We start from the raw sequence: 21,562 nt of genomic DNA on the forward strand, positions 1-21,562 counted from the left end.
ACGACGCGATCGTTGCGGAAACGGCGACCCGGTCCGCCCGCCCGTAGGGGTGGGTGACCGGGTCGTCGTCGTTTTTCGGCCGCGTCCGGATGCCCCCCGGGGCCGATGCCGGGATACTGAAACCCATGAGCGCATCGACGACGCCCGAACCCGCACCCTCTGCCGGAGCCCCCGGATGGCGACCTTCCATCCCGATCGTGGATCACATCGTCGTCGACGACGAGGGCAGGGCACTGACCGAGCCGCTCCGCGAGGACATCCGGCTGCTCGGCGGCATCCTGGGGGACACCATCCGCGACAACTCCGGGTCGGAGGTGTTCGACGTGGTGGAGAACGCCCGGATCGCCGCGTTCCGGATCCGCCGGGCCGAGATCGACCGAGACTCCCTCGCCGACGAGTTCACCGACCTCGATCTGTCGGTGGTGATGCCGGTGATCCGGGCATTCAGCACCTTTGCGTTGCTCGCCAACCTGGCCGAGGACGGACACCGCGAACGCCGTCGGGCCATTCATGTGCGCGCAGGCGATCCGCCACAGTCCAGCAGCCTGGCGGCCACCTATGCCAAGCTCGGCGCCGCCGGGCTCACCGACGCCCAGGTGAGTCGTGCCCTGGCCGATGCGACGGTGGTCCCGGTCATCACCGCGCATCCGACCGAGACCCGGCGTCGATCCGTGTTCGAGGCACAGAACCGGATCACCGAGTTGATGCGATACCGCGAACGCACCGAGCTCACCGCGGACGAGGACGCCGAGGTGATCAAGGGCATCCGGAGGCAGATGCTCACCCTCTGGCAGACCGCGCTGATCCGGCTTGAACGTCTCACCATCTCCGACGAGATCCGCTCGGGACTGCGCTACTACGACGCCTCGTTCTTCGAGGTGGTGCCCAAGATCAACACCTCGGTGCGCAAGACACTGCGCGCGGCCTATCCGGATGCCGACCTCACCGATGACCCGATGCTGGTGATGGGTTCGTGGATCGGCGGCGACCGCGACGGCAATCCGTTCGTGACCGGGGACATCGTGGAGATGGCCACCACGCTCGCCGCGCGTACGGCGATCGGGCACCATCTGTCCGAACTCACGGTGCTGGCCGAAGAATTGAGCATGTCGACCCGGCTGATGTCGCCGACCGACGAGATCTTCGAACTGGCGGGGGTCGCGCGGGATCAACCCGCGGCCGACGAACCGTTCCGTCTGGCGCTGCGGCACATCCGGTCGAGGCTGGTCGCCACCGCCACCGAGCTGTTCGGCGAGGACGTGATGAAGGCGTCGGACCTGTTCGGCCTCGACGGTGCGGTGCGCTACTCCGACGCCGACGAACTGCTCGCCGATCTCGACGTCGTCGATGCCGGTCTGCGGTCGGCCGGTGACGACATCATCGCCGACGACCGGTTGGCGGGTCTGCGAGAGTCGGTGCGTACCTTCGGTTTCCACCTGTCCGGACTGGACATGCGGCAGAATTCGGACATGCACGAGGATGTCGTCGCCGAACTCCTCGCCTGGGCGGGGGCGCATCCGGACTACCGGTCCCTCGACGAGGCAGCGCGCATCGCGGTGCTCACCGACGAACTGGCCGCCCGTCGTCCGCTGACCCGACCGGACGCGGAGCTCAGCGAGCTGGCCGCCAAGGAACTCGGCATCGTGCGGGCCGCGGCGAGCGCGGTGCGGGCCTACGGTCCGGCGGCCGTGCCGAACTACGTCATCAGCATGTGTACGTCGGTGAGCGACATGCTCGAGCCGATGATCCTGCTCAAGGAGGCGGGACTCCTCGAGATCGATGCCGAGACCGGCACACTCACCTCGACGGTGCGTATCGTGCCGCTGTTCGAAACCATCGAGGATCTCCAACAGGGCGCACAGACCTTGCTCGCAGCCCTCGACATCCCCCTGTACCGGGGCCTCGTCGACGGGCAGGCCGGCATGCAGGAGGTGATGCTGGGCTACTCGGACTCCAACAAGGACGGCGGGTACATGGCGGCCAACTGGGCGCTGTACCGCGGCGAACTGGATCTGGTCGAGGCGGCACGGCAGGCCGGGATTCGGCTGCGGCTGTTCCACGGTCGTGGTGGCACGGTCGGTCGCGGTGGCGGTCCCAGCTACGACGCCATCCTCGCGCAGCCGCCGGGTGCGGTCCAGGGCTCGTTGCGGATCACCGAGCAGGGCGAGATCATCGCGGCCAAATATGCCGAACCGGTACTCGCGCAGCGCAACCTGGAGACGTTGTTGGCCGCGACGATCGAATCGTCACTGCTCGATGTCGAGGGTCTCGGCGACGATTCCGATGCCGCCTATCGCGACATGGACGAGATCGCCGAGTTGGCCCGTGCGGCCTACAGCCGACTGGTGCACGACACCCCGGGGTTCGTGGAGTATTTCACCACGTCGACCCCACTGTCGGAGATCGGTGCCCTCAACATCGGCAGTCGTCCCGCCTCACGCAAGCAGACCGAGAAGATCTCCGACCTGCGTGCGATCCCGTGGGTGCTGTCGTGGACCCAGTCTCGGGTCATGCTGCCCGGGTGGTACGGCACCGGTGCCGCCTTCGAGCAGTGGGTCGGCGACGACCCACGACGCCTCGAGACGCTGCGTCGCTACTACGAGGACTGGCCGTTCTTCCGCACCGTGATGTCGAACATGGCACAGGTGCTCGCCAAGTCGGACATGGGCCTGGCACATCGGTACGCCCAACTCGTGCCCGACGAGCAACTGCGCGACACCGTGTTCGGGATGATCGTCGACGAACACGAACGCACTATCGAGATGTACTCGAAGATCACCGGCACCCAGGATCTGCTCGCCGACAACGCGGCGCTGAAACGTTCGGTCTACAACCGCTTTCCGTATCTCGAGCCGCTCAACCTGCTGCAGATCGAACTCCTGCGACGTTTCCGCGCCGGTGACGACAACCCGCGACTGCGCCGCGGGATTCAGCTCACCATGAACGGTCTGGCCACCGCACTACGCAACTCGGGCTGAGTCAGGTCAGGCGCGATGCCGCGGGGCGGTCCAGGAACCAGACCGTCTCGTCGGTGCCGTGGGCGCCGGCGCACGGCCAGTCGGCGGCGTGTGCGCCGGTGTGCGCTGCGGCGACCGCCTCGGCCTTGTCGGCACCGGCGACCAGGAACCAGACGGCCTTGGCGCGGTTGACCACCGGCAGGGTCAGGGTGATCCGCCGCGGTGGCGGTTTCGGCGAATCCTCCACGGCCACAACGGTTCTTTCCGACTCCAGCGTCGCGGCCGAGTGCGGGAACAGCGAGTTGATGTGTCCTTCACCGCCCATGCCGAGCAGGTGCAGATCGAAATGGGGGACATGCCCGGCCGCCGTGTCGCGCAACGCCTTGTCGTACGCGGCCGCCGCAGCCTCGATGTCGTCGCCGAACTCGCCGTCCGACGGGGCCATCGGGTGTACCCGGGCGGGATCGAGCGGCACGTGGTCGAGCAGGGCCTCGCGTGCCTGCCCGACATTGCGTTCCGGGTCGTCGGCGGGCACGAAACGATCGTCACCCCAGAACAATTCGACCTTCGACCAGTCGATGTCGCCGCTGTCGGCGGCGAGTTCGCGCAGGATGGCGATGCCGTTGCTACCGCCGGTCAGCACCACCGACGCCACGCCGTGATCGGCCTGTGCGCGCGTCACCAGGTCGACGAACCGCCGCGCGGCGGTGACCACCAGGTCGGATTTGTCGTCGAAGACCAGGGTCTCCGGTGTCATGCGGGTACCTCCTCGTACTCCACCTCGGCCGCGCCGCGTAGAGCAAGTTCGTAGACCTCGTCGGTGTCGAGTCGGCGCAGTTCCTCGGCCAGCAGCACGGGTAATTCGCGCGGGGTCATCGCGACCCGGCCATCGGGTTTGCCGGGACTGGTCAGCACTGCGTTGCGATCTTCGTCGATGGCGAGCACGGTCGGCCCGTCGTCGCGGACCAGCCGGATCTCGAAGCTGCCCACGTGCCGGGTCGTCGGTACCTGCAGGGCCGAGCGCAGCCAGCCTGCGAGCAGTTCCACCGACGGTGATCCCGCCGGACCGGATACCGTGACGGAGGTGATGGCGGTGTGCGGCGGACGGTCGACCGCCGAGGCCAGCAGAGCACGCCACTGGGTGATCTGCGTCCAGGCGAGATCGGAATCCCCGGGAGAGTAGGTCGCGAGGCGTTGTGCGAGCACCGTGTCGGGGTGTCCGCACCGGCGGGCGTCGAGGATGCGCCGGGCCCCCAGGGTGCCCATCGGATCTGCGGCCGGGTCGTCCGGCGCCGTGCCGGGCCACCAGGTCACCACCGGGGTGTCGGGCAGCAGGAACGGCGTGACCACCGAACGGGGGTGTCGTGCGAGCTCTCCCTGCAGGAACAGCAACACCACCTCCGAGGCGCCCGCGTCGCCGCCGACGCGGATCTCGGCATCGAGCCGGGGTTCCGCGTCGCGATCGCCGCGCGAGATCACGATCACGCGACTCGGATGCTCCCGGCTGGCGCCGATGGCGGCCTCGATCGCACCCTCCGTCGGCTCGCTGTGTTCGGCGCAGACCACGAGGGTCAACACCCGACCGAGACTGATCGCCCCACCCGACTCGCGGAGCTCGACGATCTTGCGCGCCACCGTGTTGGTGGAGGTGTCCGGGAGTTCGATGATCAACGTGCACCAACCTCTCTCATGGTCGTCGATCTCAGGGGCGTCGCCAGCTGCGACCCTGGCGTGCCATCATCTCGTCGGCCGAGGCGGGACCCCAGGCACCGGATTCGTAGGTGTCGGGTTCGCCGTCGGCAGCCCAGGCTTCGAGTACCGGATCCAAGATCTTCCAGGACAATTCGACCTCGTCGTTCACCGGGAACAGCGACGGCTCACCGAGCAGCACGTCGAGGATGAGTCGTTCATACGCCTCCGGGGAGGCCTCGGTGAAGGCGGTGCCGTAGCTGAAATCCATGTTGACGTCGCGCACCTCCATGCTCGACGCCGGCACCTTCGATCCGAACCGCAGCGTGATGCCCTCGTCCGGCTGGACGCGGATCACCAGGGCGTTCTGGCTGAGATCCTCGGTCATGGTCTTGTCGAACGGCAGATGCGGCGCCCGCTTGAACACCAGGGCGATCTCGGTGACCCTGCGCCCCAGGCGTTTCCCGGTGCGTAGATAGAACGGGACACCGGCCCAGCGGCGAGAGTCGACCTCGAGGGCGATCGCGGCGAACGTCTCGGTGGTGGAGCCCTCGGAGAACCCCTCCTCGTCGAGCAGGCCGGGAACCTTCTGGCTGCCCTGCCAACCGGGTCCGTACTGGCCACGAGCGGTGTTCTCCGACAGCGGCAGGATGTTGCGCGTCGCGGCCAGCACCTTGATCTTCTCAGCCTGTAATTGCTTGGGCTCGAACGAGATCGGTTCCTCCATGGCCACCAGCGCCATCAACTGCAACAGATGGTTCTGGATGACGTCACGGGCGGCACCGATGCCGTCGTAGTACCCGGCCCGGCCGCCGAGTCCGATGTCCTCGGCCATGGTGATCTGCACGTGGTCGACGTAGTGCGAACTCCACAGCGGATCGAACAACTGATTGGCGAACCGCAGGGCGAGGATGTTCTGGACGGTCTCCTTGCCCAGATAGTGGTCGATCCGGAACACCGACGACTCGGGGAACACGCCGTTGACGATGGCGTTGAGTTCCTTGGCCGACTCCAGGTCGTGGCCGAACGGTTTCTCGATCACCACGCGACGCCAGTGATCCGGGCTCTCCTCGCGAGCGAGGCCGCTGCGGTGCAATTGCTCGCACACGGTGGGGAAGGCCTTCGGTGGGACCGACAGGTAGAACGCGTGATTGCCGTCGGTGCCGCGCTCCTTGTCGAGCGTGGCCAGGGTGTCCTTGAGCCGATCGAAGGCGTCGTCGTCGTCGAACGAACCACGCACGAATCGGAACCCCTCGGCGAGTCGCTCCCACACCTCCTCACGGAACCCGGTGCGGGCGTGATCGCGGACCGCATCGTGCACGACCTTCGCGAAATCCTCGTCGTCCCAATCCCTTCGGGCGAAACCGACGAGTGCGAACGAGGGCGGCAGCAACCCGCGATTGGCGAGGTCGTACACCGCGGGCATGAGCTTCTTCCGGGCCAGATCACCGGTGACGCCGAAGATGATCAGGCTGCACGGACCCGCGATCCGCGGGAGACGCTTGTCCCGCGGATCGCGGAGCGGATTGCTCCAGGTCGACTGGCTGCCGGGCAACCGGGATCAGCCCTTGGTCGCCGCGGCCAGTTGATCTGTGGTGGCGGTGAGCAGCTCGTTCCAGGCATCCTCGAACTTCTGCACCCCCTCGGCCTCGAGCAGCGCGAACACATCGGTGAGGTCGACCCCCGCCGCGGTGATCGCGTCGAAGGTGGCCTGGGACTCCTGCGCGAGCCCCACGATGGACCCGGTGTTGACCCAACCGTGGTCGGCGAAGGCGTCCATCGTCTTGCCCGGCATCGTGTTCACGGTGTTCGGTGCCACGAGCTCACTGACGTACAGCGTGTCCGGGTAGTCGGCGTTCTTGGTCCCCGTCGACGCCCAGAGCGCGCGCTGCGGGCGGGCGCCCTGCGCGAGCAGGTCGGGGAAGCGGGACTCGACCTCGAACACCTCCTGGTAGGCCTGGTAGGCGAGGCGTGCATTGGCCAGACCGGCCTTGCCGCGCAGTTCGAGCGCCTCGGGGGTGCCGATGGCGTCGAGCCGCTTGTCGATCTCGGTGTCCACTCGGGAGACGAAGAACGATGCCACCGAGTGGATGCCGGACAGGTCGTGTCCGGCCTGCGCGGCCGCGTCGAGCCCGTCGAGGTAGGCGTCCATGACCTCCTTGTAGCGCTCGACGGAGAAGATCAGCGTCACGTTCACGCTGATGCCTTCCGCGAGCACACGGGTGATCGCAGGCAGCCCCGCCTTGGTGGCGGGGATCTTGATCAGCAGGTTCGGCCGGTCGACGATCTTCCAGAGCTCGATCGCCTGTGCGACGGTGGCATCGGTGTCGTGCGCCAGGCGCGGATCGACCTCGATGGAGACGCGACCGTCGACACCGTCGGAGGCCTCGTGGACCGGCTTGAGCACGTCGCATGCGTTACGCACGTCGTCGGTGGTGACGGTCCGGATGGTGGCGTCCACGTCGGCGCCGCGGGCGGCGAGTTCGTTGACCTGGGCGTCGTAGCTGGTGCCCTTGGACAGTGCGGCCTGGAAGATCGACGGGTTCGTGGTCACACCGACCACCGACTTGGTGTCGATGAGGGTGGCCAGATCACCGGAGCCGATGAGGTCACGGGACAGGTCGTCCAGCCAGACGGACACTCCGGCGGCGGACAGTTCGGCGAGCTTCTCGTTCTGTGTCACTGTTCTCTCCTGACGTTGTGCGGCTCGGTGACGTTCACTTGCCGGCGACGCGCTCGGCCGCCGCGATGACGGCGTCCGCGGTGATGCCGAACTCGGTGTAGAGGACCTTGTAGTCGGCGGAGGCGCCGAAGTGTTCGAGCGACACGATCTCGCCACGGTCACCGACGATGCGGTACCACGGCATCGCGATGCCGGCCTCCACGGACACGCGCGGCACCGACGGCGGCAGCACCGAATCGCGGTACTCCGGGGTCTGCTCGTCGAACCACTCGACGCATGGCATCGACACCACGCGTGCAGCAATTCCCTTGTCCGCCAAGCTCTTCTGGGCCTCCACGGCGAGCTGGACCTCGGAACCGGTGCCGATCAGCACCACCTGAGGCTCACCCTTCGCGTCGGACAGGACGTAGCCGCCCGCCGCCACACCGGCTGCCGAGGTGCCCTCGAGCACCGGCACGTTCTGGCGGGTGAGTGCGAGGCCGACGGGGTGATTGCGCCGACCGAGCAGGGTCTGCCAGGCGTATGCCGTCTCGTTGGCGTCGGCGGGACGGACCACGTCGAGATGGGGGATGGCCCGCAGGGCGGCGAGATGCTCGACCGGTTGATGGGTCGGGCCGTCCTCACCGAGACCGATGGAGTCATGGGTCCACACGTAGATCGGATCGATCTCCATCAACGAGGCGAGCCGGACCGCCGGGCGCATGTAGTCGGCGAACTGCAGGAAGGTGCCGCCGTAGGCGCGGGTCGGGCCGTGCAGCGCGATACCCGACAGGATCGAACCCATCGCGTGTTCGCGGATGCCGAAATGCAGGGTGCGACCGTAGGGGTTCGCCGACCACTTCTTGGTGCTGATGGACGTCGGCCCGAACGAGGCGGCACCGTCCATCGTGGTGTTGTTCGAGCCGGCGAGGTCGGCCGACCCACCCCACAGCTCCGGCAGGATGGCGCCCAACGCGGTGAGCACCTTGCCGGAGGCCGAGCGAGTCGCGACGTCCTTGTCGCCGACCGCCCACGACGGCAGCACATCGGCCCAGCCGTCGGGCAGCTCATGCGCCTGCAGCCGGTCGAAGAGTGCCTTGTTGTCCGGATTTGCCGAGGCCCAGGCGTCGAAGCCCTTCTGCCACTGTGCCTTTGCCGCTGCGCCACGGTCGGCGAGTGCCCGGGTGTGGCCGATGACCTCGTCGCTCACGTCGAAGCTCTTGTCGGGGTCGAATCCGAGCGCCTTCTTGGTGGCCGCGACCTCGTCGTCGCCGAGCGCGGCACCGTGCGCGGCGCCGGTGTTCATCTTGGTGGGTGCGGGATAGCCGATGATGGTGCGCACGCAGATCAGCGACGGCTTGTCGGTGACGGTCTGGGCCGCACGGATCGCGTCCTCGATCGCGACGACGTCCTCACCGCCCTCGACGGTCTGGACGTGCCAGCCGTAGGCCTCGTAGCGCAGGGCGACGTTCTCCGACAGTGCGATGTCGGTGTCGTCTTCGATGGAGATCTGGTTCTGGTCGTAGAACACGATCAGGTTGCCGAGCTGCTGGGTGCCTGCCAGTGACGACGCCTCGGACGTCACGCCCTCTTCGATGTCACCATCGGAGGCGATCACATAGATGTGGTGATCGAACGGGCTGGCACCAACGGCGGCATCGGGATCGAACAGGCCGCGCTCGTATCGAGAGGCCATGCTCATACCGACGGCCGACGCGAGACCCTGACCGAGCGGGCCGGTGGTGATCTCCACACCCTTCGTGTGCCGGAACTCGGGGTGCCCGGGGGTGAGGGAACCCCAGGTGCGCAGTGCCTCGATGTCGGGCAGCTCGAGGCCGAAACCGCCCAGGTAGAGCTGGATGTAGAGCGTCAGGCTGGAATGTCCGCACGACAGCACGAAGCGGTCGCGACCGACCCACTCGGGGTCGGTCGGGTCGTGGCGCATGACGCGCTGGAACAACGTGTACGCCAGGGGAGCCAGGCTCATGGCGGTCCCGGGGTGACCACTGCCGCACTTCTGCACCGCGTCGGCGGCGAGCAGGCGGGCCGTGTCGACGGCCCGGGTGTCCACATCGGTCCAGTCGTCCGGGTATGCGGGCTGGGTCAATGCGCGGATGTCATCTGTGAGCGCCACGGTCGTGCTGTCTCCTGTGCCTGGTCGGTGCGAGGTCATCGCATTCGGTACATCTACGACCCACAGTGTGCCGGGCGGTGTGAATCGCCACCGCGGGCACCGGTCACGACTGCGTGCCGGTCGTTCATCACATCGGCCGCTCGAGATCTCGGCAGCTACATCGTCCAGACTAATCGCCCGCCCTCGCCGATGGCGCGGCGAGTGACACCCGAGGGCCCGGGAGGCGATTCTTTGATCGTCCCGGTCACCGTCTACCATGCTCTGTAGTAGCCCTCGTCGTGTCGTTTCGCCGTACCGGAGTGCGTTTGGAATGCGTCAGGGCAGACGAGGAGTGGCTGTGAGGATTGGGGAGCATGTGAGCGGAGATGTGTCCGCCGCATCCCGTGGCACCCACGATCCGTCCGCAGTCGCCGAGCCGTCCGAGACATCGTTGCCGTCACGTGTGAAGGCCGTGTTCCTGGCGTACGTCGCGCTCACCAAGCCCCGGGTCATCGAACTCCTGCTGGTGGCCACGATCCCGGTGATGTTGCTGGCGGACCGGGGACATGTCGACATCGCATTGATCGCGTTCACCCTCATCGGTGGATGGTTGGGTGCGGCGAGCGCCAACACGCTGAACATGGTCGCCGACGCCGACATCGACCAGAAGATGAAGCGGACCGCGCGTCGACCGCTGGCCCGGCACGCGGTGTCCACGCGCAGTGCACTGATCTTCGGGATCGTGCTGTGGGTGGCCTCGTTCGCGGTGCTGTGGTGGGCGGCCAACCTGCTCAGCGCCCTGCTGGTCAGCGCCACCATCATCTTCTACGTCGGCGTCTACACGCTGATCCTCAAACGTCGCACCTGGCAGAACGTGGTGTGGGGCGGCGCGGCCGGATGCATGCCCACCCTGGTGGGCTGGGCCGCGGTGACCGGCAGCATCAGCTGGCAGCCGATCGTGCTGTTCGGGGTGATCTTCTTCTGGACTCCGCCGCACACCTGGGCGCTCGCGATGCGCTACAAGGAGGACTACCGGGCCGCCGGTGTGCCCATGTTGCCGGTGATCGCCAGTGACGAACGCGTCACCCGGCAGATGCTGTACTACACCTGGGCGACCGTGCTGTGCTCGTTCATCCTCATCGCGGGCACCAGTTGGATCTACGCGGCCGTCGCCGTGTTGTCGGGAATCTGGTTCACCGATCGGGTGCGCAAGCTCTACCGCGAGACGCGCGCAGGCGCCGAGGTCGCGCCGTTGAAGGTGTTCCTGCAGTCCAACGAGTACCTCGCGATCCTCTTCTGCGGCCTCGCCATCGATGCGGTCGTCAACCTGCCGCTCATCACCAGCTACTTCTGATCAGAGCCTCCGAGCTGATCGGGGCCACCGAGCTGATCGGCCACCGACGACCGATGTCAGCCCGGTAGCAGTACCGTCGCTCCCGTCGTGATGCGCGCCTCGAGGTCGCTGTGCGCCTGGGCCGCCTGCTCCAGCGGATACCTCTGACCGACTCGGACATCGACGTCACCGGCCGCGATCACGCCGAGATAGTCATCCGAACGCCACCGCAGTTCTGTGGGATCGGCGATGAAATGCGCCAGCGTCGGACGGGTCACCGACAACGATCCGGCGGCGTTGAGTCGCTGCAGATCGAACGGCGGGACCGGCCCGGACGCGGCGCCGAACAGCACGACGATGCCGCGGACCGCGGTCACCGCGAGTGACTGCTCGAAGGTGTCGGCACCCACGCCGTCATAGACCACCGGCACGCCGCGCCCCTCGGTGAGGGCGCGCACCCGCTCGACGAGGTCGTCGCCATATCGCAGCACGTGGTCGGCGCCCGCGGCCTCGGACAGCTGCTGCTTCTCGTCGGTGGACACCGTGGTGATGACGCGCAGGCCACGCACCTTGGCGAGCTGGGTGAGGATCAGCCCGACACCACCGGCACCGGCATGGATCAGCACGCTGTCGCCGGACTGCGGATGAGCGCTGCCGTCGAGCAGGTAGTGCGCGGTGAGGCCGCGCAGCATGGCCGAGCCCGCAACGTCGTCGGCGACGGCGTCGGGAACGGGCATGGCGCGCGCGGCAGGCACGGCGACCAGCTCCGCATAGCTTGCGGGCGCATCGACCCAGCACACCCGCTGGCCGACGGTGAGATCGTCCACGGCGTCGCCGACTGCGACGATCTCACCCGCGCCCTCGGTACCGGGCACATAGGGCGGCACCGACGGGTACATCCCGCGACGCAGATAGGTGTCGATGAAGTTCACGCCGACGGCCCGGGTGCGCACCACCACATCGTCGGGACCGGGGCTCGGATCGTCGACGGTGGCGTACTCGAGGACCTCCGGACCGCCGTGGCGGATCACCTGGATTGCGCGCATGACACTGTTCTACCGCACGTTCGGACCCGTTCGGGGACAACGGTATGCTCAGCCCATGAGCGAGCAGCCCGATACCGACGTCGCCGAGGCGACGCCCGCAGCAGCTTCGGCCCCGAACGACGTGGTGGCCGCGATCAGGGGATTCATCGGTCGCGAAGGTGGTGCTGCGAAGGCGGTACTCCAGCCGATCGGTGCCGCCGGGGTGCGGATCACGTTGGTGGGGGAGTCCGGTGGGATCCTCGGTGACCGCGTCGTGGACGATCTGGCCACAGCGCATGCGGTCGTGGATGCGATCGACGGTCTCGAGACGGCGGAGTGGGATCGCGATCTGACGTCCGCCGCCACCGTCGCGCCGTCGCATTATCGCAAGATGGCGGGCTGGGTCGCCCGCCAGCGTCGTTTCCCGAAGGCGCGAAACAACGCGATTCTCTGATCGGGTCCGCCCGCGTCAGCGGGCGGCGATCGTCACGAGCCCGTGGACACCGAAGTGGTGTTCGCGGGCTCTGTGCTCTCGGCGTCCGCCGATCCGGTTCGGCCGAACTGCAGGACGAGCCACGTCGCCGCGATCAGCAGCAGCGCGCTGACGGTCATGTGGGCGATCACCAGAGCGATCGGCAGGCCGGTGTTGTACTGCACCACGCCGAGGATGCCCTGCACGGCGATCAGACCGAGGAAGGTGTACGCCGTGCGTTGTTCGCGTAGTGCCAGCACCCGGGTGAAGATCCCGATCGCCACGGCCAGACCGATCAGGACGAACACGGCGTCGGCATGGAGCTGGGTGGCGTTGTCGGGGGCCAGGCCGTTGCGCTTGGCGTCGGTGTCGCCCGCGTGCGGGCCCGAACCGGTCACGACCGTACCCAGGTAGATCGCCACCCAGGTCACGAGGTACTGCAGCCACGCCAGGGACCTGCCGAGGCGTCGGCCGGGGGTGGCAGGCGGCGCCGGAGGCGCACCGGGACGAAGTCGGTAGACGAGCACGGTGGCACCTGATACCAATGCCATCGACAGCACGAAGTGCAGCGACACGACCCACGGGTTGAGCTTGGTCAAGACGGTGATGCCGCCGATGACACCCTGGAACGGGATACCCAGCGCCAGCAGGGTCACCAACCATTTGTCGCGGCGCGCCGAGCGCGCATAACGCAGGACGGCGATCCAGGTGGCGATGGCCACCACGGTCAGCACCCAGGTCAGCATCCGGTTGCCGAACTCGATGACGCCGTGCACGCCGAGCGCGCCGTGCGGTACGAACGAATCGTCGGTGCAGCGTGGCCAGGTCGGACAGCCGAGGCCCGAGCCCGTCAACCGTACGGCGCCGCCGGTCGCGACGATGCCGACGTTGGCGACCAGCAGGGCGATCGCCCACCAGTACACGAATCGTGCTGTCGGTCGGCCGAAACCGGGCACCCGTGCCCACCTGCCGGAAGCCGGTGCGGGTGTGGTCGGGTCCGTGGCCGGTGCCACCGACGGAGTCTGAGAAGTTGTCATTCGAACCGGAACCACCTCACTGCCAGCACGGCGGCGACAACCGCCCACACCAGCAACACACCTGTGCCGAAGAAGTCGACCGAACCGCGGCTGGCCTGATCGAGGGCCTCGGTCAATGCCCCCGACGGTACGCATCGTGCGATCCAGTGCGCGACGTCGGGCACGCGATCACCCATCACCACCAGGCTGCCGATGCCGACCATCGCGAACCACAGCAGGTTGGCCAGCGCGAGCACCACCTCGGCCTTGAGCGTGCCGCCGAGCAGCAGGCCGAGTGCCGCGAAGGTGACGGTCCCGATCGCGATGACCACCGCGCCGAGGAGGAGGCCCACTATCGACGGTCGCCACCCGAACGCGAGCCCGATGGCGCCGAGAATCACGGCCTGCATGAACACGACGATGACGACGGCAATCGACTTGCCCGCGATGATGCCCCAGCGGGGGATCGGCGTGGCGCCGAGCCGTTTGAGCGCACCGTAGCGGCGGTCGAAGCCGAGGGCGATGGCCTGTCCGGTGAACGCGGTGGACATCACGGCGACGGTCATGATCGCGGGTACGAAGGTGGCGGCCCGTTCGGCGGCGGATTCGCCGAGACCGGTGTCCACGGGTAGCAGGCACAACCCGATCAGCAATGTGATCGGGATGAACATCGTCAGCAGCAGCTGCTCGCCGTTGCGCAGCAGCAGGGTCAGTTCCATTCGGGACTGTGCCGCGAGGATCGCGGGCAGCGAGGCGGCGCGCGGTCGGGGAGCGAAGGTCCCCGGTGCGAACCGGTTGGCGGCAACGGTCATGAGCGCAATTCCCGTCCGGTCAGGTCCAGGAAGACGTCGGACAGGCTGCGGGTCTCCACCCGCAGGTCGGTGGCGAGCACGTCGATCTTGGCGCACCAGGCGGTGACGGTCGCCAGCACCTGTGGGGTGACCGTGCCACGCACCAGGTAGCTGCCCGGCGTCACCTCGGTACAGCTGTAGCCCTCGGGCAGGGCTCGCAGCAGCTCGGACAGGTGCAGACCGCGGGGTGCCGAGAACCGGAGTTCGTTCTCGGCGCCGCGGTGGGTCAGATCGGCCGGGGTGCCGGCTGCCACGACCCGGCCGTGGTCGATGATGACGACCTGATCGGCGAGCTCTTCCGCCTCGTCCATGAGATGGGTCGTGAGCAGTACCGAGACGCCGTCGTTGCGGAGTCGATCGATCAGCTCCCACACCAGGATTCGGGCATGAGCGTCCAAGCCGGCGGTCGGTTCGTCGAGGAACACCAGATCGGGCCGACCGACGATCGCGCAGGCGAGGGACAGGCGCTGCTGCTGCCCGCCGGACAGGCGTCGGAACGACGTCCGCGCCGCGTCGGTGAGTCCCAGGACATCGAGCAGCCATGCCGGATCGATCGGGTCGGCACTGTAGGAGGCACACAGGCGCAGCATCTCGCCGGCGCGGGCACCGGGATAGGCGCCGCCGCCCTGCAACATCACACCGATGCGACGGCGCACCACGTCGTTATCCGCGATGGGATCGAGACCGAGGACACGCACCTCACCGGCGTCTGCGGTGAGGAAACCCTCGCAGACCTCGACGGTGGTGGTCTTGCCTGCGCCGTTCGGGCCGAGCAGCGCGAGCACAGTCCCGGGTGCGAGTTCCAGATCGAGCCCGTCGACGGCGGTGCGATCCCCGTACCGTTTGACGAGGCCGGTGATCTGCAATGCCGGGGTGACAGAGCCGGGGCGTTGCGGCTGTGGCGGGGCGTCGGCCGACTCGTTCACCGTGCGACCATCGGCGGGTTGATCGGGTCGTCGATCATCTCCGTGGTATCGCTCTCGGGTCGTCGTGCCGCGCACACAGGTCAGACTATGCGTTTCGCGCCGTGGGCCCAAAAACGCCGAGCGGGGCCAGGATCGCCGACATCATGGGTGCGTTCATCGCCGGTCCGGGTCGTCTGCCGGGACCGCGTCACGCCGTCGAGATCGCCACCAGCGGTGGATCGGCAGGTCCTCGAAGAAGAGTGCGGTCATCACCGCGACCATGATGACGCCGGCCAGAAGTCCTTGTGCCAGAACGACTCCACTGGTGTTGGAACTCGTCGGCATCACCACGATGGCGATGATCGCGGAGACCGCGATGGTGGTGATGCGGAACCAGGGGCGAGTGGCCCAGGCGGCGAGAGGGATGACCGCCCACAGCAGATACCAGGCCTGGACGAACGGGAAGAACAACACGACTGTGGCCATTGACACACCGAGTGCACCCAACGGGTGGAGCCGCCCGGCCAGACAGGCGAGCATCCATCGGACGATGAAGATCACCGCGACGAGCTCGCCCAGAGGGCGGCCGACCTCGAGAATGGCCTGCGTCTGATCACCGAGGCCCAGTGCGAGCGCGATCCTGCCCGTCGTCACCGACAGCAGCGTCGGCATCGACATCCAGGATCGGACGATGTCTCCGGTCGACAGTGTCTTGGTCCAGCCGAACCCGAGACCCGTTCCTGCGGAGATCCCGACCATGACCACGATCAGGACGACGGCGAGGAACGACGCGGACGCCGAGAGAGCGGCGACGGATCGTTTCGATCGCTGCCACCAGTCGCGTATCGGGGCGTGGCGCAGCGCGGGCAGATACGCGCCCCAGCGTTGCGCGAGCGCGATACCGACGAAGCCGAGGGCCAGCATGGACGCGACCTTGACCATCGCCGAGGCGGAGATCACCGCGACCCCGGCGATGAGAATCCAGCCTGCCGACGACGGCCACACCGATCCGGGCCGTCTGAGTCTCTCGGTCCCGTATACGGCGCGGAAGCAGAGTTCGATGCCGACGAGCATCATGCCGAGCATCAACGCCTCGTTGTGGATTCCGCCGACCAGATGCAGGATGACCAGCGGATTCATCGCACCCAGCCACAACGCCGCCACCGACGACACGCCACATCGGCGAGCCAGCCGCGGCAGGGCCCACACGATCAGGCCGATGCCCACCAGCGCGACGATCCGATGTGCGAACACCGCAGCGGTGATGTTGTCGCCGGTCACGGCGGTGATGCCTTTGCCGATCCACAAGAACAACGGGCCGTAGGGCGCCGGGGTGTCACGCCACAGATTGGGGACCGAGCGGGTCAGGACGTGATCGACACCGAGTCCACGCACCGGGCTGATCACATAGGGATCCATGCCTCTGTGGGCGATCGCGCTCTGCGCCAGATACGAGTAGATGTCCTTCGACAGCAGCGGGGGAGCGACGATGATCGGAGCGATCCACAGCATCAACGTTCGGTCGGCCTGCCGACGGGTCATACGCCGCTCGGGGCTGCGGCCCTGCAGCACCTCGACGCTGAACCGTCCCACCGCGAATCGCCCGATCAGCAGCCAGGCGACCACCAACATGATGGTGCCGCCGATGGACAGTGTCAGTGCGGTGCTCCACATCCGGGACGGGAGGGAGAGCACTCGCATTCCGGCGACGGGGTTCTGCAGCACCGGGATCTGACCGGTGCCCAGCGAGCCGATCAGCAGCAGGATCGACCCGGTCGCCCCGAAGAGCTTGATGCGCAGGAGGCGGCGATTCTCGGCGGCATCGAGCGGGCCGACCTCGCGCTCGTCGTCGTGCAGCCGCGCCACGGTTTTGCCGTAATCGCCCCGACGTTCGGTGCCCTGATCGACGTTCTCACCGGTCCGGGCGGTCTTTGGTCTGCGCAATCCGGCGTAGTCGAGCACCTTGTGCACGCGTGAGCGATCTGGTTCTCGCTCCGCGTTGGCTTCTGACACGCCCGTTCCTGGCACGCCGACGACTCTAATGCCCCAACAGTGCCACCCGTGTCCTGCAGGGGGTCGACACGTCAGTCGGTCCCGTCGGTAAGGTCACCCTTGCTGGCACGCGGGAAGTAATTACGTCACACTTGCGTTGTGAAAACCATGAGGAGCGATACAGCGCTGTCCGCAGCCGCGACACGTGGCCCCTCCGACCAGGGGGGCAGTCCCGCCGGTCATCATGACGGGCAGACCCGTGCTGCCGTGGTTTCACTGCTGGTCGAAGACGGTCCGCTCACCGCGACCGAGATCGCCGATCGGCTCGGGATCAGCGCCGCGGGCGTCCGCCGTCATCTCGACGCGCTGGCCGAGGTCGGCGATGTTGAGGCATCGTCGTCGGGATTCGGTCGCCGCGGACGAGGCCGGCCGGCCAAGTGGTTCCAGCTGACCGCGACCGGCCGCGGCAAGCTGCGACACGCCTACGACGATCTGGCCGGCGCCGCGATGCGCAAACTGCGCGTCGTGGGTGGCGAAGCGGCCGTCGAGGAGTTCGCCCGGGACCGTATCGAGGGGATCGTCGCGAAGGTGACCCCCGCCGAGGAATCCGGATCGGTGGCGCACACGGTCGACGAGATCGCCGACGCACTGACCAGTGCCGGTTTCTCCGCCAATACCCGCGAGGTCGGCACCGGCGTGCAGATCTGTCAGCACCACTGTCCGGTCGCACATGTGGCCGCGGAGTTCCCCGAACTCTGCGAAGCGGAGACCGCGATGTTCACCGAGTTGCTCGGAACGCACGTGCAACGCCTGGCCACCATCGCCAACGGCGACTGCGCCTGTACCACCCACGTGCCGCTGCATCCGCCCCCGGACGGCGTGGCGGCCCCGAAGACCACAGTGAGCGGAGCACAGCCCGCCTCCGCCGAACCGAAGAAGACGAGTCGAAAGGCATCGCGATGACAGTCACCGAACCCACCGGCGCTGTGACACCAGAAGTCGGGACCAAGCCCACCCCGCTGACCCAGGAGGAGACGATCGCCTCCCTGGGCAACTACGGGTACGGCTGGTCGGACTCCGATGTCGCGGGAGCGAGTGCGCAGCGCGGTCTGTCCGACGCCGTCGTCGCCGACATCTCGGCGAAGAAGAACGAGCCCGACTGGATGCTGGAGAACCGGCTCAAGGCGCTCAAGATCTTCGACCGCAAGCCGATGCCGCATTGGGGCGCAGAGCTCGACGGTATCGACTTCGACAACATCAAGTACTTCGTGCGGTCCACCGAGAAGCAGGCGGCGAGCTGGGAAGAACTGCCCGAGGACATCAAGAACACCTACGACAAGCTCGGCATCCCGGAGGCGGAGAAGCAGCGTCTGGTCGCCGGCGTCGCCGCGCAGTACGAGTCCGAGGTGGTCTACCACCAGATCCGTGAGGACCTCGAGGAGCAGGGCGTCATCTTCCTCGACACCGACACCGGCCTCAAGGAACACCCGGAGATCTTCCAGGAGTACTTCGGCTCGGTGATCCCGGCCGGTGACAACAAGTTCTCCGCGCTCAACACCGCCGTCTGGTCGGGTGGCTCGTTCATCTACGTCCCGCCGGGTGTGCACGTCGACATCCCGCTGCAGGCGTACTTCCGCATCAACACCGAGAACATGGGTCAGTTCGAGCGGACGCTGATCATCGTCGACGAGGGCGCCTACGTGCACTATGTCGAGGGTTGTACCGCTCCGATCTACAAGACCGACTCGCTGCATTCCGCGGTCGTCGAGATCGTCGTCAAGAAGGGTGGTCGCTGCCGCTACACGACCATCCAGAACTGGTCGAACAACGTCTACAACCTGGTCACCAAGCGCGCCAAGGCCGAGGCCGGCGCGACCATGGAGTGGATCGACGGCAACATCGGCTCCAAGGTGACGATGAAGTACCCGGCCGTGTGGCTGACCGGCGAGCACGCCAAGGGTGAGGTGCTCTCGGTCGCGTTCGCCGGCGAGGGACAGCATCAGGACACCGGTTCCAAGATGGTGCACCTGGCGCCGAACACGTCGAGCAACATCGTGTCGAAGTCGGTGGCCCGCGGCGGTGGACGCGCGTCGTATCGCGGCCTGATCAAGGTCAACAACGGTGCCCACGGCAGTCGGTCGACGGTGAAATGCGATGCGCTGCTGGTGGACACGATCTCGCGCAGTGACACCTACCCGTACGTCGACATCCGTGAGGACGACGTGACGATGGGCCACGAGGCGACCGTCTCCAAGGTCAGCGACGATCAGCTCTTCTACCTGATGAGCCGCGGCCTGACCGAAGACGAGGCGATGGCGATGGTGGTCCGCGGATTCGTGGAGCCGATCGCCAAGGAGCTCCCGATGGAGTACGCACTCGAGCTGAACCGGCTCATCGAATTGCAGATGGAAGGAGCCGTCGGCTGATGGCAGATCCCACGATTCCCGTCAGCCCCGCGGCGGCCGCCGCCCAGGTGAACAAGGGACAGATGTTCACCTCGTTCGATGTCGAGGCGTTCGAAGTACCCAGTCCCCGCGAAGAGGTGTGGCGGTTCACGCCGTTCCGGCGGTTGCGTGGACTGCATGACGGTTCGGCGACCCGCACAGCGGAAGCCGAGATCACGGTCACCGGAGCCGGTGACGGTGTGACGGTGCAGACCGTCGGACGTGACGACGAGCGACTCGGGCAGGGCGGCGTGCCGTTCGACCGGATTGCCGCACAAGCGTATTCGTCGTTCACGCAGGCAACCGTGGTGACCGTCGGCAAGGAGGTCGACCTGAGCGAGCCGGTGGTCGTCCATCTCGACGGCCCCGGTGAAGGACAGACCGCATTCGGACACGTGCAGATCCGTCTCGAGCCGTTCGCTCGCGCGGTCGTCGTCCTCGATCAGAAGGGCAGCGGCACCTACGCGGAGAACGTCGAGTTCGTCGTCGGCGACCAGGCCTCGTTGACCGTGGTGAACGTGCACGACTGGGCCGACGACGCGGTACACGTGGCCGCCCACCACATCAAGGTCGGCCGCGACGCGGTGGTCCGTCACTTCGCGATCAGCCTCGGCGGCAACCTCGTTCGACTCTCGCCGGTGGTGCACTACGACGCACCCGGCGGCGACGTCGAGCTGTGGGGTCTGTACTTCGCCGATGCGGGCCAGCACCTCGAGCAGCGTCTGCTGGTGGATCACAGTCAGCCGCATTGCCGCTCCAACGTGGTCTACAAGGGCGCGCTGCAAGGTGATCCGAGCGGAGATCGGACCCGCGAGGCGCACACCGTGTGGATCGGTGACGTGCTGATCCGTCCGGAGGCCGAGGGCACCGACACCTTCGAGTTGAACCGGAACCTGGTGCTCACCGACAACGCCCGGGCCGACTCGGTGCCGAACCTGGAGATCGAGACCGGCGAGATCGTCGGTGCCGGACATGCCAGTGCCACCGGACGTTTCGACGACGAGCAACTGTTCTACCTGCAGGCCCGCGGGATCCCGGAGGACCTGGCACGGCGCCTCGTCATCCGCGGGTTCTTCCGCGAGGTGATCAACAAGATCTCCGTGCCCGACATCCGGGAACGCCTCGAGGCCGCGGTGGAACGCGAACTCCAGATCGCCGGCGCCTGACGCATCCCACTCCGAACCGGTGATCGAGTAGGCCCAACTGCATATCGCTGATCGAGTAGGCACCAACTGCACACCGCTGATCGAGTAGGCACCGAGCGCAGCGAGGAGCCGTATCGAGATCACCGCCCACAACGAAAGAACACAGATCAATGACCACACTGGAAATCCGAGACCTCCACGTCGATGTCGCACAGACCGACACCGACGCCGAGCCCATCCACATCCTCAAGGGTGTGAACCTGACCGTGTCGTCGGGTGAGACGCACGCGATCATGGGCCCCAACGGTTCGGGCAAGTCGACCCTGTCGTATGCGATCGCCGGACATCCCAAGTACGAGGTGACGCAGGGATCGATCACCCTCGACGGCGAGAACGTCTTGGAGATGAGCGTCGACGAGCGTGCTCGCGCGGGCCTGTTCCTCGCGATGCAGTACCCCGTCGAGGTGCCCGGCGTGTCGATGTCGAACTTCTTGCGCACCGCTGCCACCGCCGTTCGTGGCGAGGCTCCGAAGCTGCGGCACTGGGTCAAGGAGACCAAGGAGGCGATGACCTCTCTCGAGATCGATCCGTCCTTCGGTGAGCGGAGCGTCAACGAGGGCTTCTCCGGCGGTGAGAAGAAGCGTCACGAGATCCTGCAGCTCGACCTGCTCAAGCCGAAGATCGCCATCCTCGACGAGACAGATTCCGGTCTCGACGTGGATGCGCTGCGCGTCGTCAGTGAGGGTGTCAACCGCTACAAGGAGCGCGAGAACGGCGGCATCCTGCTGATCACCCACTACACACGGATCCTGCGCTACATCCAGCCTGAGTTCGTCCATGTGTTCGTCAACGGCCGGGTCGTCGAGTCGGGAGGTCCCGAGCTCGCCGACGAGCTCGAAGAGAACGGGTACGTCCGCTTCACGTCGGCGGCCACCGCGAGCTGAAACCCCAGGGGGCT

The 21,562-nt window shown here is 67.0% G+C and carries 17 protein-coding genes; 7 read left to right on the forward strand and 10 right to left on the reverse strand.

Annotated elements, in window-relative coordinates:
• Positions 1–125 precede the first annotated feature (125 nt).
• On the forward strand, positions 126–2,978 hold the full coding sequence (gene ppc / locus AAFP35_RS10630) for a phosphoenolpyruvate carboxylase (RefSeq protein ID WP_419221527.1): 2,853 nt from the start codon (positions 126–128) through the stop codon (positions 2,976–2,978).
• A 1-nt stretch (position 2,979) separates the two neighbouring features.
• Here ppc and pgl read toward each other — a convergent pair whose 3' ends face one another.
• The 5 genes from pgl to tkt are packed head-to-tail and all read right to left on the reverse strand — an operon-like array spanning position 2,980 to position 9,442.
• Positions 2,980–3,714, reverse strand: a complete 735-nt coding sequence (pgl, locus tag AAFP35_RS10635) for a 6-phosphogluconolactonase (RefSeq protein ID WP_419221528.1) — start codon at positions 3,712–3,714, stop codon at positions 2,980–2,982.
• The gene (locus AAFP35_RS10640; protein WP_419221529.1) at positions 3,711–4,628 is read right to left on the reverse strand and encodes a glucose-6-phosphate dehydrogenase assembly protein OpcA; all 918 of its coding nucleotides are present in this window, start codon (positions 4,626–4,628) and stop codon (positions 3,711–3,713) included. The genes pgl and AAFP35_RS10640 overlap by 4 nt, the downstream gene beginning before the upstream one ends.
• A gap of 31 nt (positions 4,629–4,659) precedes the next feature.
• A complete protein-coding gene (zwf, locus tag AAFP35_RS10645) occupies positions 4,660–6,201 on the reverse strand; it encodes a glucose-6-phosphate dehydrogenase (protein WP_419221530.1) in 1,542 nt (513 codons plus the stop codon).
• Between the two features lie 6 nt (positions 6,202–6,207).
• Positions 6,208–7,329, reverse strand: coding sequence for a transaldolase (tal, locus tag AAFP35_RS10650; RefSeq protein WP_419221531.1), 1,122 nt, complete (start codon positions 7,327–7,329; stop codon positions 6,208–6,210).
• A gap of 34 nt (positions 7,330–7,363) precedes the next feature.
• Positions 7,364–9,442 carry a transketolase gene (gene tkt, locus AAFP35_RS10655; protein WP_419221532.1) on the reverse strand — a complete coding sequence of 693 codons (2,079 nt, stop codon included), beginning with the start codon at positions 9,440–9,442 and terminating at the stop codon, positions 7,364–7,366.
• A 355-nt stretch (positions 9,443–9,797) separates the two neighbouring features.
• On the opposite strand from tkt, the gene AAFP35_RS10660 reads away from it, so the two are divergent.
• Positions 9,798–10,775 (forward strand): heme o synthase, encoded by a 978-nt coding sequence (locus tag AAFP35_RS10660; protein WP_419221575.1) that lies wholly within the window; start codon positions 9,798–9,800, stop codon positions 10,773–10,775.
• A 56-nt stretch (positions 10,776–10,831) separates the two neighbouring features.
• Here the strand turns inward: AAFP35_RS10660 and AAFP35_RS10665 are convergent, their stop codons facing one another.
• Positions 10,832–11,800 carry a quinone oxidoreductase family protein gene (locus AAFP35_RS10665; RefSeq protein ID WP_419221533.1) on the reverse strand — a complete coding sequence of 323 codons (969 nt, stop codon included), beginning with the start codon at positions 11,798–11,800 and terminating at the stop codon, positions 10,832–10,834.
• 55 nt (positions 11,801–11,855) lie between these two features.
• Here AAFP35_RS10665 and AAFP35_RS10670 point away from each other — a divergent pair, with 55 nt between their 5' ends.
• Positions 11,856–12,233 (forward strand): hypothetical protein, encoded by a 378-nt coding sequence (locus AAFP35_RS10670; protein WP_419221534.1) that lies wholly within the window; start codon positions 11,856–11,858, stop codon positions 12,231–12,233.
• A 32-nt stretch (positions 12,234–12,265) separates the two neighbouring features.
• On the opposite strand, the gene AAFP35_RS10675 is transcribed toward AAFP35_RS10670, so the two are convergent.
• The 4 genes from AAFP35_RS10675 to mptB all read right to left on the reverse strand — a co-directional run bounded on the left by AAFP35_RS10675 (position 12,266) and on the right by mptB (position 17,036).
• Positions 12,266–13,288, reverse strand: coding sequence for a COX15/CtaA family protein (locus tag AAFP35_RS10675; protein ID WP_419221535.1), 1,023 nt, complete (start codon positions 13,286–13,288; stop codon positions 12,266–12,268).
• Positions 13,285–14,079 carry an ABC transporter permease gene (locus AAFP35_RS10680; protein WP_419221536.1) on the reverse strand — a complete coding sequence of 265 codons (795 nt, stop codon included), beginning with the start codon at positions 14,077–14,079 and terminating at the stop codon, positions 13,285–13,287. The genes AAFP35_RS10675 and AAFP35_RS10680 overlap by 4 nt, the downstream gene beginning before the upstream one ends.
• On the reverse strand, positions 14,076–15,044 hold the full coding sequence (locus AAFP35_RS10685) for an ABC transporter ATP-binding protein (RefSeq protein ID WP_419221537.1): 969 nt from the start codon (positions 15,042–15,044) through the stop codon (positions 14,076–14,078). The genes AAFP35_RS10680 and AAFP35_RS10685 overlap by 4 nt, the downstream gene beginning before the upstream one ends.
• Positions 15,045–15,197: 153 nt before the next feature.
• A complete protein-coding gene (gene mptB / locus AAFP35_RS10690; protein ID WP_419221538.1) occupies positions 15,198–17,036 on the reverse strand; it encodes a polyprenol phosphomannose-dependent alpha 1,6 mannosyltransferase MptB in 1,839 nt (612 codons plus the stop codon).
• Positions 17,037–17,183: 147 nt separating this feature from the next.
• On the opposite strand from mptB, the gene AAFP35_RS10695 reads away from it, so the two are divergent.
• The 4 genes from AAFP35_RS10695 to sufC all read left to right on the forward strand — a co-directional run bounded on the left by AAFP35_RS10695 (position 17,184) and on the right by sufC (position 21,548).
• Complete coding sequence (locus AAFP35_RS10695) at positions 17,184–17,978, forward strand: helix-turn-helix transcriptional regulator (protein WP_419221539.1); 795 nt, start codon at positions 17,184–17,186, stop codon at positions 17,976–17,978.
• Complete coding sequence (gene sufB, locus AAFP35_RS10700) at positions 17,975–19,441, forward strand: Fe-S cluster assembly protein SufB (protein WP_419221540.1); 1,467 nt, start codon at positions 17,975–17,977, stop codon at positions 19,439–19,441. Before AAFP35_RS10695 ends, sufB begins: the two co-directional genes overlap by 4 nt.
• Positions 19,441–20,625 carry a Fe-S cluster assembly protein SufD gene (gene sufD / locus AAFP35_RS10705; protein WP_419221541.1) on the forward strand — a complete coding sequence of 395 codons (1,185 nt, stop codon included), beginning with the start codon at positions 19,441–19,443 and terminating at the stop codon, positions 20,623–20,625. The genes sufB and sufD overlap by 1 nt, the downstream gene beginning before the upstream one ends.
• A 149-nt stretch (positions 20,626–20,774) precedes the next feature.
• Positions 20,775–21,548, forward strand: a complete 774-nt coding sequence (gene sufC / locus AAFP35_RS10710) for a Fe-S cluster assembly ATPase SufC (RefSeq protein WP_419221542.1) — start codon at positions 20,775–20,777, stop codon at positions 21,546–21,548.
• Positions 21,549–21,562: the final 14 nt, after the last annotated feature.

Source organism: Gordonia sp. CPCC 206044, assembly GCF_048537895.1.
GTDB lineage: Bacteria > Actinomycetota > Actinomycetes > Mycobacteriales > Mycobacteriaceae > Gordonia.

What these genes read in the sequence shown, in the direction of transcription:
- ppc (WP_419221527.1), top strand. Translation starts at nt 126, where the DNA reads ATGAGCGCATCGACGACGCCCGAACCCGCACCCTCTGCCGGAGCCCCC.
- pgl (WP_419221528.1), bottom strand. Translation starts at nt 3,714, where the DNA reads ATGACACCGGAGACCCTGGTCTTCGACGACAAATCCGACCTGGTGGTC.
- AAFP35_RS10665 (WP_419221533.1), bottom strand. Translation starts at nt 11,800, where the DNA reads ATGCGCGCAATCCAGGTGATCCGCCACGGCGGTCCGGAGGTCCTCGAG.
- AAFP35_RS10670 (WP_419221534.1), top strand. Translation starts at nt 11,856, where the DNA reads ATGAGCGAGCAGCCCGATACCGACGTCGCCGAGGCGACGCCCGCAGCA.
- AAFP35_RS10675 (WP_419221535.1), bottom strand. Translation starts at nt 13,288, where the DNA reads ATGACAACTTCTCAGACTCCGTCGGTGGCACCGGCCACGGACCCGACC.
- AAFP35_RS10680 (WP_419221536.1), bottom strand. Translation starts at nt 14,079, where the DNA reads ATGACCGTTGCCGCCAACCGGTTCGCACCGGGGACCTTCGCTCCCCGA.
- AAFP35_RS10695 (WP_419221539.1), top strand. Translation starts at nt 17,184, where the DNA reads ATGAGGAGCGATACAGCGCTGTCCGCAGCCGCGACACGTGGCCCCTCC.
- sufB (WP_419221540.1), top strand. Translation starts at nt 17,975, where the DNA reads ATGACAGTCACCGAACCCACCGGCGCTGTGACACCAGAAGTCGGGACC.
- sufD (WP_419221541.1), top strand. Translation starts at nt 19,441, where the DNA reads ATGGCAGATCCCACGATTCCCGTCAGCCCCGCGGCGGCCGCCGCCCAG.
- sufC (WP_419221542.1), top strand. Translation starts at nt 20,775, where the DNA reads ATGACCACACTGGAAATCCGAGACCTCCACGTCGATGTCGCACAGACC.